Annotated in this window: 11 protein-coding genes; 3 read left to right on the top strand and 8 right to left on the bottom strand. The window is 33.4% G+C overall.

Annotation, left to right across the window (positions count from 1 at the left end):
• Positions 1 to 17 precede the first annotated feature (17 nt).
• Together K3248_RS05955 and rnhA are read left to right on the top strand one after the other, a co-directional pair.
• Positions 18 to 977, top strand: coding sequence for a homoserine kinase (locus K3248_RS05955; RefSeq protein WP_220717468.1), 960 nt, complete (start codon positions 18 to 20; stop codon positions 975 to 977).
• 5 nt (positions 978 to 982) lie between these two features.
• The gene (gene rnhA / locus K3248_RS05950; protein ID WP_220717467.1) at positions 983 to 1450 is read left to right on the top strand and encodes a ribonuclease HI; all 468 of its coding nucleotides are present in this window, start codon (positions 983 to 985) and stop codon (positions 1448 to 1450) included.
• Between the two features lie 50 nt (positions 1451 to 1500).
• Here the strand turns inward: rnhA and K3248_RS05945 are convergent, their stop codons facing one another.
• On the bottom strand, positions 1501 to 2358 hold the full coding sequence (locus tag K3248_RS05945; RefSeq protein ID WP_220717466.1) for a protein-disulfide reductase DsbD domain-containing protein: 858 nt from the start codon (positions 2356 to 2358) through the stop codon (positions 1501 to 1503).
• 69 nt (positions 2359 to 2427) lie between these two features.
• Here K3248_RS05945 and K3248_RS05940 point away from each other — a divergent pair, with 69 nt between their 5' ends.
• Positions 2428 to 3012 carry a YqgE/AlgH family protein gene (locus K3248_RS05940; RefSeq protein WP_220717515.1) on the top strand — a complete coding sequence of 195 codons (585 nt, stop codon included), beginning with the start codon at positions 2428 to 2430 and terminating at the stop codon, positions 3010 to 3012.
• Positions 3013 to 3053: 41 nt separating this feature from the next.
• Here K3248_RS05940 and K3248_RS05935 read toward each other — a convergent pair whose 3' ends face one another.
• The 7 genes from K3248_RS05935 to K3248_RS05905 all read right to left on the bottom strand — a co-directional run bounded on the left by K3248_RS05935 (position 3054) and on the right by K3248_RS05905 (position 12777).
• On the bottom strand, positions 3054 to 5945 hold the full coding sequence (locus K3248_RS05935; protein WP_220717465.1) for an EAL domain-containing protein: 2892 nt from the start codon (positions 5943 to 5945) through the stop codon (positions 3054 to 3056).
• 439 nt (positions 5946 to 6384) lie between these two features.
• The gene (locus K3248_RS05930) at positions 6385 to 7674 is read right to left on the bottom strand and encodes a M16 family metallopeptidase (RefSeq protein WP_220717464.1); all 1290 of its coding nucleotides are present in this window, start codon (positions 7672 to 7674) and stop codon (positions 6385 to 6387) included.
• 85 nt (positions 7675 to 7759) lie between these two features.
• Positions 7760 to 9157 carry a threonine synthase gene (thrC, locus tag K3248_RS05925; RefSeq protein ID WP_220717463.1) on the bottom strand — a complete coding sequence of 466 codons (1398 nt, stop codon included), beginning with the start codon at positions 9155 to 9157 and terminating at the stop codon, positions 7760 to 7762.
• Between the two features lie 575 nt (positions 9158 to 9732).
• Complete coding sequence (locus tag K3248_RS05920; protein WP_220717462.1) at positions 9733 to 10110, bottom strand: hypothetical protein; 378 nt, start codon at positions 10108 to 10110, stop codon at positions 9733 to 9735.
• 174 nt (positions 10111 to 10284) lie between these two features.
• On the bottom strand, positions 10285 to 10635 hold the full coding sequence (locus K3248_RS05915) for a hypothetical protein (RefSeq protein WP_220717461.1): 351 nt from the start codon (positions 10633 to 10635) through the stop codon (positions 10285 to 10287).
• 172 nt (positions 10636 to 10807) lie between these two features.
• Positions 10808 to 11164: a hypothetical protein gene (locus K3248_RS05910; RefSeq protein WP_220717460.1), complete on the bottom strand. Its 357-nt coding sequence runs from the start codon at positions 11162 to 11164 to the stop codon at positions 10808 to 10810.
• A gap of 917 nt (positions 11165 to 12081) precedes the next feature.
• On the bottom strand, positions 12082 to 12777 hold the full coding sequence (locus K3248_RS05905; protein WP_220717459.1) for an HAD family hydrolase: 696 nt from the start codon (positions 12775 to 12777) through the stop codon (positions 12082 to 12084).
• Between the last annotated feature and the right edge of the window lie 115 nt (positions 12778 to 12892).

Below are 12892 nucleotides of genomic sequence, written 5' to 3'. Positions count from 1 at the left end.
ATCATGAAAGAAAAGTAATGGCAGTCTATACAAATATTCATCCAAATGATTTAAAAGCCTTTTTGACACGTTACTCAATAGGCTCGCTTTTGTCTTATCAAGGTATAGAAGAAGGTATCGAAAATTCTAATTTTATACTTTATACAACAGAAGGAAAATTTATTCTAACACTTTATGAAAAACGTATTGCAAAAGATGATCTCCCTTTTTTTTGTAGTCTTATGCAGCATTTAAAACAGCGTGGAATTCCTTGTCCACAACCAGTTATTCAAAATAATGGGATGATGATCGGTGAATTAGCAGGGCGTCCTGCAGCTATTATTACTTTTTTAGAAGGCGTTTGGATTCGCCATCCCAATAGATATCATTGTGGTGAAGTCGGAACGAATTTAGCGCAATTGCATTTAGCAGGGCAGGATTTTACACTCAGCCGTAAAAATACTCTTTCTATTGCGGATTGGAAATTATTATGGGAACGTTGCCAAACAAAAAAAGAGCCATTATTTCAAAAATTTGAAAAAAAAATTAATACAGAATTGTTTTTTTTAGAAAAGAATTGGCCATCTAATTTGCCAACAGGCATTATTCATGCTGATCTATTTAATGATAATGTCTTTTTTCTGAATCAACAGCTTTCTGGTATTATAGATTTTTATTTTTCTTGTAATGATTTTTTTGCATATGATTTAGCCATATGCTTGAATGCTTGGTGTTTTGAACCGGATTATTCTTATAATCTTATGAAAGCACGCGCGCTATTAGAAAGCTATCAAAAAGTAAGACCATTGATATCTTTAGAAGTGAAAGCCTTTGTTTTATTAGCACGTGGTGCATCTTTACGTTTTCTACTGACACGTCTTTATGATTGGTTCAATACACCAGAAGACAGTCTTGTCGTTAAAAAAGATCCATGGGAATATTGGCATAAGCTTTGTTTTTTTAGTGATGTATCTTCACAAGATGAATTGGGTTTTTAAATTATATGGTAAGCCAAAAAAAAGTTGTTCAGATTTATACGGATGGTGCTTGCTCAGGTAATCCTGGGATTGGAGGATGGGGAGTCATTTTACGCTGGAATGGTCATGAACGTGAACTTTATGGTGGGCAAGTACACACAACCAACAATCAAATGGAATTGATAGCAGCAATTCGCGCATTAAAGGCGCTGAAAGAATCATGTTCGATTGATCTTTATACAGATTCAATTTATGTGCGTAATGGTATATCTATATGGCTTGAAGGCTGGAAGAAGAATAATTGGCGTACGGCATCAAAAAAAACTGTGAAAAATATGGAGCTATGGCAAGCCCTTGAGGAAGCCTGTTCTTTTCACACGATTAGATGGCATTGGGTAAAAGGGCATGCGGGGCATCCTGATAATGAGCGCGCTGATGCTTTGGCTCGCAAAGCAATTACTGAATATCGCGAAAATGGTAGTTTTCCGGCATAATTTTTATTTTGGGAAGTTTTTTCTTTTATTATTGGATAGTGAAAGGGGGGTTATTTCGTATAGAGCATGAATGTTCCACTCAAGGCATGATCTGGAAAAGAAATTGTATAAAAAATTGTTTGGTTTATTTCATCTGGCGTGAAATAGAGCGGGGCACTAAAGAGTGTATATTCTGTGTTATCACTTACTTTTTTTGCTGGTCCAATTTGCAATTCTCCTCCATCTAGAAAGAGAGAGGAAGGTATGGTTTTGTTATTATTTTGTATTTTTATAAAAAGGGTATTGCTTTCTTTTTCAGCACTGATTTTAAAGGAATGATGTGCTTTACGGGGGAGAGAGGCTTGGGCGTTTTTTAGTAAAGAAGCAGGAAGACGTTTGTTTTTGAGGATAGACGGTGAAAAATCAAAGTTAATAATAAACGGAAGACAGATTTTATTACACAATCCAAGAGTCAAAGTGCCATTTAAATTTTTGCTTGAACCCAAAATACTGAAAGGTAATATCACTTTATCTTTATAGCCAAGTGACCAGTCATTTTCTGTTTCATAAAGCTGTGGTATGGGATAAAAGAGTTCATAAGACACTTGCTGATTGAAGCGAAAAAAAGGTGCCATACCTGAATTTCCTGGGTTACGCCAGTAGGTTTTCCACCCTGGTTTGAGTACAATTTCAATGAGGCCATTCCTGATTTGGGAAGGAGAGGGCGCAGTAATAGCTAATCTAATACGCCCACCTTCTGCTTCATACCAAGATGTTGCAAAAAGAGAGGGTTCTTGTGTTGTTTGAGCATTTACAGGGATGTTAAGTAATTCTAAAAAGATACATGCTAAATTTAAAGCGACAAAAAGTTTTTTCTTAAAGAAAGTTACAATATTTTGTAAACTTATCAATATTTGAATTTTTTTCATTGGAGCTTTATTTTCCTATTCTATTAACGAAATGAAATTGTATCATATATTGTGGAGAATAACAGATTGATCAAGCAGTGTAACGGCTTTTTGGATGGACAGTTGCTTATTGCAATGCCAGGGATGAATGATAAACACTTTATTCGCTCTGTGATTTATGTTTGTGCGCATTCTGATGCAGGGGCTATGGGGATTATTCTCAATCAATTACATCACATTGATTTTCCAGAGCTTTTGCTTCATCTTGGAATTATAAAGAGTGGGCAAAAAAAAGATCTTTCTGAACCGATAAAAAAGTTTCCAGTACGTTATGGTGGGCCTGTTGATCCTTCGCGCGGTTTTGTACTTCATTCAGATGATTATGCTTGTGAAGAAACTGTTTATATTTCAGAGAAGGTCTGTTTTACTGCAACGATTGATATATTAAAGGCGATCAGTTGTGAGCAAGGACCTCAGCATGCACTTGTCGCATTAGGTTATGCCGGATGGAAAGCAGGACAGCTTGAAGCAGAAATTTCTACAAATGGTTGGTTGATTAGTTCTACATCGCCTAGTTTTCTTTTTGAAAGTGATCTAAATCGTAAATACGATGAAAGTTTGATTCGTATGGGGATAAATCCAGCTCATCTTACTTCTGAAATGGGGCATGCGTAGCGTTTTACTATTTTCCCAGTTTTTGATTTTACATGAATATCTTATTCATTATGTTTAATCGTATAAGGAAAATGGTTTTGAACGAGAGTAATGAGTTCTTCTATAACAATTGGCTTTGCAATAAGCGTACTTTGAACGTATTTACATCCTTCTTGACGTAGGAAGAGAGCTTCCTCTTCAGTTTCAACACCTTCAGCAATAATTTGTAAATTAAGATCAGTTGCCATGTGAATAATAGATTTAAGAACAAGCTTTTTTTTCACAGAATCGATAGAGATAAGTGAACGGTCTAATTTAACCATATCGAATGGATAACGCACAAGATAAGCAAGTGATGAATAACCTGTTCCAAAATTATCGAGTGCAAGATTCATTCCTAATGCTTTAATTTGTTTTAGAAAATGCGCGGATTGTTCAGGATTTTTTCTCAATACAAATTCAGATATTTCTATCATTAAACTCCCTTTGTTGAGCGGATGGCGGAGAAGAGCAGAACGTAATTGACTTACGAAACGGGAATGAACCATTTCCGTACTTGGTAAATTGATTGAAATAAAGAAAGATTGTTGAGAGAACTTATCTTGTACCTTTGTAAGGTCAATAATGGCATTATCGATGATAAATTGTGCCAAATCCATAATAATTTCTTCATTTTCTACGGTCTTGATAAAATCAGAGATATTTAAATTTCCGTAATTTGGATGATGCCATTCTATGATAGTTTCAAAACCAATAATATGTCCATCTGATAAATTAAGAATAGGATGGTAAAGAATTTTTATTTCATTACGCTTTATGGCATAATGAATATCTTTTTTCATCGTATTATGTTCAAGACCCAAGGTGCGAAAATTAGGGCGAAAAGGCTCAATATGGTTTCCGCCCATTTGTTTTGCACGGATCATTGCGAGTTCGCTATCATTTAAAATATCTTTAGCAGTTGATCGACTTTCACTCCATGTAACCAGCCCAATAGATGTTGAAAGTTTTATTTTTTTTTCCGTAAGTGAAATAGGGGCTGAGATTGTTTTGTGTAGATGTTCTGCAAATGCAGCAATTTTCTGTGGTTCAGTTTCACTGAGTAAAATAATTGCAAAACGGTCTGCAGAAAGACGTGATAGGGTATCTTGAAAATTAATAAGACGGCTTAAACGGCGTGCTATGATAAGCAGTACAGTATCGCCAACAGCAATACCTAATTTACGGTTAATTTGACTAAAATTGTCAAAATCAATCATAAAAACAGTTGGTCTAATTTTTATATTTGCTTTCGCTAAAGAAGTATAATTTTGTAATCTGTCGAAGAAGATTTGTTGGTTAGGCAATCCCGTTAAGCTATCATAAATTGCATCATGTAATAAGCGTTCTTCGGATTTTTTATGATTGGTAATATTGACAATGGTTCCAATGACACGCGTAATTTTTCCTTCCTTTTGCATGGCAGGGCGTGCGCGGAGAGAAAACCAATGATAATAACCACCACCGGAAGAAAGTCGAAAAATTTGATCAATACGTCCTTTTTTATTTTTAAGAGTAATATCTAATACGGCTTGAAAGCGTTCACGGTCATCATGATGCAAGGCTGAAATCCAGTTGCGCATAGTACCATTGAGTTTGTGAGCATCAGTACCAAAAAGGATTGCCATATTGGGATGTACAACGATGCGGTCACGCTCGACATCCCAGTCCCAAATAATATTTCCAGCTCCCTTTGCTGCGAGCACTTGTTGTTCTAGATCGGAAAATATTCCTTCATGGAAAGCATTGTGGGAGAAAGTTTGTTGCATAACAGTAAAGCTGATAAGAAGAACAATGAGCACTAATCCTCCAGCCAATGCTGGCTGAATAATATCATTGTTTAAATATCCTGCTATACAGGCATAGGCACCAATACACCAGAAGCTAATGAGCAACCATGTTGGGATAAGCATAATGGCACGATCATAGCTTCGAATTGAAAAATAGCCGATTAAGATAATACCAAGTACAGCGGTAAGACCAAATGATAAACGAGCAATTCCAGCGGCTCTAGTTGGATCATAAACAGCAAATGTTCCCAGACCACAAAGAGCAATGGTCCAAGCAATTGCACCATAGCTGAAGTGATAGTGCCAGCGGTTTAGGCAGAGATAGGTAAATAGAAAAATAAAAAGTGTAGCAGCGAGCGCTACTTCTGTACCAGCACGCCAGATCGGTTGTGTTGTTAATGTTACAGCAAAAAATTTATTTAAAAAATTAAAATCAATACCGATATAAAAGAGTACCGCCCAAGCAATAGCAGCTGTTGCAGGAAAGAGACTTGTTCCACGAACAACGAAAAGAATAGTTAACAAAAGTGCTAAAAGACCTGATATACCAAGGAGAATGCCATGATAAAGTGTATAAGAATTTATAACATCTTTATAAGCTTCAGGTTTCCATAGATAGATTTGTGGTAGATTTGCAGAGTTCAACTCGGCCACAAATGTAACAACAGCACGAGGGTTAAGTGTAATACGAAAAATATCAGAGTTTGTACTGGGCTGTCGATCGAGAGAAAAACCTTCACTTGGTGTTATAGATTGAATCCGTGCTGATCCAAGGTCTGGCCAAAGAAAACCTGAATGCGCCATGCGATAATGGGGAGCAACGATGAGACGATCAATTTGTTCATCTGTTGGGTTTGCAAGAGAAAAAACAGCCCAATTTCCAGAAAAATTTTCATTTTTTGCCTGCACTTCAATGCGCCATACAATACCATCTGGTCCTGGTGCTGTGCTGGTTTTAAAGATAGAGCTGTTTGTACGATGGATTTCGATAGCTTTTGAGAGATCAAGCGCAGCATCTTGAGGAGAAATTTTAACGGGCTCAATTGCGTGTGCAGATGTAAGGTAAAAAAAAGAACTGAAGCTTATAATAAAAATGATGTTAATTATTTTACACAAACTCTTCACAATATCCCACTCTCAATATTCCAGAATGCTTCACTTAATTTAGATGTTCAAGAAAATATGCCCATCTTTTATAGCTTATTTATATAACAGGTGTTTATGATTTCCTTAAAAAATTACATGGTTTTACAAAAAATAAATCAAATAGTTGTTTACTTTCATAAATCTTCAATCTGACAGGATTTTACATTTTGAAAAGCAAAATAAAATTATGCATTTTCAGATTATATAAATATATTGCTGTTTGGTAGATTCTCTATCACATGAAATGAATACTGGATAGTTTTGTGCACGTTTTTGATAAATATGTCCCAAATTTCTTTCAAAGAAAGGCTTTTTAGTAAAACATTTCTGTAAAATATGTATATTATGATGTTATTGCTTTAAAAATAATATTTATATCCTTAATCAATATGTGTGAAAACATATAGGGGAGAAAACCTTATTGAACATTACTTATTTGATATGGCTTTGAAAGTGCTGATGTTAAATCATCAAAATTCATAAGAGGGCCAACAGGGCCAACAGCGGCTAATGTTGGAGAAGAATTCATAAAAAGACGATGCGCTAAGTCAGTTAATCTGGCTGGAGTGATAAGATTTATGCGTTCCATCGTTTCAGATATTGGAATAGGACGACCGTAAAGAAGTATTTGGCGAGCAATAAGATGTGCTTGGCTGACTGGGTTTTCCTGTGACATTGTAAGATTTGCGCGGTATTGTGCTTGTGCACGTTGAAGTTCATTGATGTGGATATTTTGGCTTGCCTTAGAGAGCTCATTGAGAATCACAGGAAGTAGTTCTTTAAGCCCTTCTTGTCCAGTAGCAGCATGGATTCCAAAAAGTCCAGTATCTGAAAATCCCCAATGAAAGGCGTAAACGGAATAACATAATCCGCGCTTTTCTCTCACTTCTTGAAAGAGGCGCGATGACATACCACCACCAAGAATAATTGAAAGTATTTGGGCTGCGTAAAAGTCACGTGCATGATAAGCGCGCCCCTCAAATCCAAGAACAATTTGTGTATCCATTAAATCGCGATATTCACGAAAATCACCACCAACATAATTTGCAAGTTTTGTAAGAGGCGCTGTTGAATGAGGACGAAAAGTGCTCAAGCGACTTTCAACTTCTTGCAAAAAACTTTCGTGCTGTACAGCTCCTGCTGCAACTACTATCATACGATCTGCACTGTATTGTTTATTCATAAAATTATGAAGATCAGCAGATGTAAAAGATTGAATTGTTTTCGGCGTTCCTAAAATAGATCGACCAAGCGATTGGTGACGAAAAGCTGTTTCAGTAAAATAATCAAAAACAATATCATCTGGCACATCATGAGCGGCACCAATTTCCTGAAGAATGACTTGTTTTTCTCGTTCTAATTCATCTGCATCAAATTTTGAATACATCAAAATATCGGCTAAAATATCAATAGCAAGAGGGATATCATTCTTAAGTACGCGCGCAAAATAGGCAGTTGTTTCAGTACTAGTGGTGGCATTAATTTCACCACCAACATCTTCAATACCACTTGCAATTTGAAAGGCTGTACGATTTTCGGTTCCTTTAAAAGCCATATGTTCAAGAAGATGGGCGATACCATGTTGTGTAAAGGTTTCATTGCGTGAACCAACTTTAACCCATATTCCGAGTGCGACACTATCCATTTGTTGCATTGTATGTGTGGCGATAGTCAAACCATTACTGAGGCGACTGATATCTACACCCATTTAGTTATAACTCCATTAAATAGATCCAAGACCTCATTTGCGGAAGGCGTTGGAATATTCTTGATTTCAATTAATGCAGCTAAGTTTAATAAGATGCACGCGATTTTAAAGAAATATAATCTTTTACTATTTTTTCATCATTGGCAAGACTTATAAAATATTCTTTGCGTTCCATTAAATCATTGAGACAAGATGGCCATGGTACATGAAATCCACAGGCACTTTCGATTGCGTCAGGAAATTTAGCAGGATGCGCAGTAGAAAGGATGACCATTGGAATATGGGGCTGTTTGTGTTCACGGGCTACTTTAAGCGCAACAGCGGTATGCGGATCAGCAAGATAACCGCTTTCCTTATAAATACTGTCAATTGTTTGTGCTGTCTCAGCCATACTACTTTTCCCAGCAGAAAAGAGAGAGAGTATATTTTTTAGTTGCTTTTCATCAAGTTTAAAATATCCTAATTCTTTTAAGTTTTTCATCGTATTACAAATCTGTATTGGATCACGATTACTACTTTCAAATAAAAGGCGTTCAAAATTAGAAGAAACCTGAATATCCATAGAGGGTGATGTCGTGTGGGTTATGGAGCGTATCTCATAAAGACCGTTTTGGAGGGTACGTACAAGAATATCATTATCATTTGTTGCAATAACGAGTTTAGCAATAGGTAATCCCATACGAGCTGCGACATAGCCTGCAAAAATATCACCGAAGTTTCCAGTAGGAACAGTAAATGAGACAGCTCGATCAGGAGCACCTAAGGAAAGCGCAGATGAAAAATAATAAACAATTTGTGCCATGATACGCGCCCAATTTATAGAGTTGACACCTGAAAGCGCTTTTTTTTGACGGAACGTGTGATCATTAAACATTGCTTTAACGAGTGCTTGGCAATCATCAAAATTTCCTTCAATGGCTATGGCATGAATATTTTTGCTTTGATGCGTTGTCATTTGCCGTTGTTGAACGGGTGATACGCGCCCTTTAGGAAATAAAATGAAAACATCAGAATATTCTTTTCCAGCAAAGGCTTGTATCGCAGCACCACCTGTATCACCTGATGTTGCAGCTATAATCGTTGCATGTTTATTTTTTTTATTTAGTACATATTCCATCAGTCGAGAAAGAAATTGCATTGCGATATCTTTAAATGCTAAAGTAGGGCCATGAAACAGCTCAAGAACAAATTCATCTGTTCCAGTTTGCAGTAAAGGACAAATTGCTGGATGATGAAAGGTTGTATAAGATTCAGCAATCATATTTTCAAAAGTTGTATATTCGATCTCATTATTTACAAAGGGCCAAAGAATAGTTTTAGCAATTGTGGTATAGGATTGACCACGAAGTGCTCGTAATGCATCAAATGATAATTGAGGAAATTTTTCTGGAAGATAAAGCCCACCATCACTTGCCAGACCTGTCATGATAGTTTCTGTAAATCCTAAAGCAGGGGCTTCACCTCTTGTACTAATATATTTCATAAGTTTTTTCCTTTATTTATTTCTGGCAAGTTGGTGAAGATATTTATTTCATGTTTTTATAATATGAAAATTATGAAACGAATAGAATTTTGTTTTTTTATTTTTATAACTTAGAGAATGTAATAACATTATTTCATTTGTTTTTTAAGATATAATACACTGAATATTCATGGAATTTTTTAATATCCACGTTCTTATTTTACAATTTATATTAACTTATGTATTCACATTAATGCTAAAATCAGTTTTCTAAAATAGCAATGATGAAAAAAGATGTGTTTGTATTTTTTTATCTTTATAAGCAAAAACTTATATGACAGTGTATTTTTTCGAAATGGCATTATAATACATATTGAAGAATTTATGTGGTAATTTTATGGCATTTTATTTATAACTTGGCACCTAGAGCCATTTCTATTTGTGTTAAATAAATATTTTTATGCTAAAAAGTATTATATTTTTATTATTATTGATAATAGATAAAAAGTATAAGAAAACAGTCTGCTTAAGCATAGGAAGCAGACTGTCAGTTAAATACTATTTTTCAAACAAAAAAGTAACAGAATAAGCTTGAATTATTTAACTTTATGTTTGCCAATCCCCCATCCGATTATTGCGCTAAATAAGGCCATGACAGTTCCTGTTAAGAATCCAAAACCTATAGCACCTATTGTAGAAAAAACTCCCAATGTAATTGTAACAGGCTCAAATACTTTCTCAACTTTTCCTTCAATAAGAGGTGTATCTTTTCCTCTATCAGTAAAATTTGATGTATAAAGAAGAGTATATATATCGCTTACTTTTTTCTTTCCTATTTCTATTAGAGAAACAGAAGTTTTTTCTTGTTCAGCGTAATGATTGAATTGATTTGCATTAACATTCACAATTTGTGAAAGAAAAAAAGCGAATACTATAAGTATAGTCAACATATAATTTCTAAATAAATCGATCATTAATTTACCTCAAATATTTTTAAATAATTATAAGTAAAATATAAAGTTTATATATAAAGTAATTAAACTTATTTCACCTTTTACTATAAGATTTACTTTTTCTCAGAGAGAGTTAATAAATATATATTTAAAATTAAAATATTTTATTTCTATAAAATTTCCATTTTAACGAATTTATTTAAACATCATTACCATTTTAGCTATTAGCCATCCTAAAAATAGTCCTACCGTACTTGATCCATATCCTAGTGCCATTCCAATTCCAAAAGTTCCTATTGTGATAGGTTCAAATACTTTCTCAATTTTTCCTTCAATAGGAGTTTCATGTTTTACTCCATAATTTAAGATTGAAGTATAGAAAGATATTGTATTTATTGGATTTTTCATTCCCTGTTCTGTTATAGAAATTTTCTCTTTTTGAGAGTTATTTTCTAAATGGCTTGCATGAACACTTACAATTTGTGAAAAAGAAAAAACAATTGTAATTAAGATACTTAATATATAATTTTGAAATGACTTAGTCATAATTTACCTTACAATTTATTACTTAATAAGAAAATACTTCGAAGAAGTTTGTAAATGCAGAAATTGAATATTTTTCTGTTTTCTGTAAGAGGAGTACACTTCATTATGTATTATTTATAAAGGATTATTGAAATACATAATAACATTATATTTTATAGTTTATAAGAAAGTATTATTTGAATATCCAGACTATATCCTTTACCCATCCTATTACAGATGTAATTATGCTTATTACATAGCCAGTACACATGATTCCAATTGCTATGCTCATAGGCTCAACAACTTTTTCAATTTTTCCTCCAATGATAGCTTCATTTCCCTGTCCATGACTTACAGCTGGAGTATAAAGAGCTGCCATGCGTACGGCTTTATATGTAAGGTCGTTCTTTTGTTCTGTTGTGTGCTGAGCAATACTTTCTTTTTTAGGTACATTTATTAAATGATGGGCGTTTACATTTACAATGTGTGAAAGAAGAAAAGTAATAGCTATACAAACACTGAATGCATAATTTTTAAATATTTTATACATAATTTTACCTCAAATATTTTTTACTTTTATTAAATAAAGTAAACACATTAAAATATACAAAATGTGCAACTTCTTACTATATATAAATATATTATATCGATATGTATTTTTAGTCAATAATAAAAGTACATATCGATATAATATATTTATACTAATTCATAAAAAATGAATGATTTAAAACTGTACTAATATTTTCAAAAAATATTTTTTGAAGAGTTTTGATATAACCTTATAAGAGGAATAATACTCATTTTATATGAAAAAATGCTTATTGTACTTTTATTATAAATTACAAATATTTTATTATTTGATTATATAGGATTATTTAATCTAGTCTATAAATGGATTTTGTTATTAACCTATAATAATATAGGTAAGTAATAAAATATTTTTTATATAAGATAATAAGAAAAAGTTATTTCGTTTTTTACTGTACAAAGCTTGAAATTGTTGAAATAAAGAAAGAGAAAAATACTTTAAGTTTATGTCTTTTAGACAAAATGACGATCCCATAATTTCTCTAATATAGAAAAATCAATAAATATAAAAACTGTGATAGATAGGATCTATGATAAATAAAAGACTAAAATGGAATGTACTATTATCATTTAATCATTATTCTTATAGCTTGTATTTATCCTTATATTATAAATAGAGAAAAAATTATGGGTTCATTTTTGATTGCATTAAATTTATATTAGTATACGGATATAAAGAAAAATCTCTATCAAACCTACATTAAAATTGAGTAGATATAAAAACTATATGGATTATGATAATAATACATGCAAGTTATATACTATAACTCCTCTATAAAGTTGTTTAGCATTTTTGAGATATGCGTCAAATCGTCGTTGGTAACGCCATTTTAATAAAAATACTCTGATGAGAGTATACAAATGTCTCTGAGAGTTTCTTTATAAGGAATCTTTCCATATGGCCATTGCTTCCAAGACTTGTTCTAAATGAGCATGTTTGGAGATAACTGTTTCAGCACCAGCTTCTGCAAGTACATTAGAGTGACCAAGATAACTATGTGATCCTCCAGTAAAACCAATGACACGCATACCTGCTGCTGTGGCAGCATGTACGCCATGTAGTGAATCTTCTATAACAATCGTATTTATTGGTTCTGCTTGTAATTGTTGTGCGGCAAAAAGAAAAACATCAGGAGCTGGTTTTGTTTTTTTTGTTCCAACCTCAGGTGCGGAAAAAATTTTATTTTCAAAAAGATCATAGAGATTAACGATAGTCAGCATCTCTTTTATATCGACGCTTTTTGCATTAGAACAAATACAGTAAGGATAACGATTTTGAATGACTTCTACAGCTTCTCTTATACCATCAATAGCAAATAAGCTCGTTTTCATCTGTGCGCTAAAAAGATTTGACATTTGATCTATAAGATGAGCAGAAATTGGTTTTTCTGTTTCTTTTTCAACATGTTTAAGAATATCGCGAAAGACAAGCCCAGCATAACGTTTACTCAATTCTTCAGGTGATATTTCATATCCCGTTTTTTTAAGTAATTGAGATCCAATTTTTGCTGCAAGATACTCGGAGTCTACCAAAACTCCATCACAATCAAAAATAACGAGATCTATTTGAGGCATGAGATATTCCTTTTACTTAAATAACTTAAGAAGTTTTATAAAAATGGTCTTAAGAGGACCTTACTTCATAAAGAGATGCTTTGAAAATGATTTTTATCATTTTACGTAATAAGAG

The organism is Bartonella raoultii (assembly GCF_019659805.1).
GTDB classification, from domain to species: Bacteria; Pseudomonadota; Alphaproteobacteria; order Rhizobiales; family Rhizobiaceae; genus Bartonella; species Bartonella raoultii.
The sequence above is the reverse complement of the archived record's forward strand: the minus strand, read 5'-3'. Positions and strand labels throughout refer to the sequence as shown.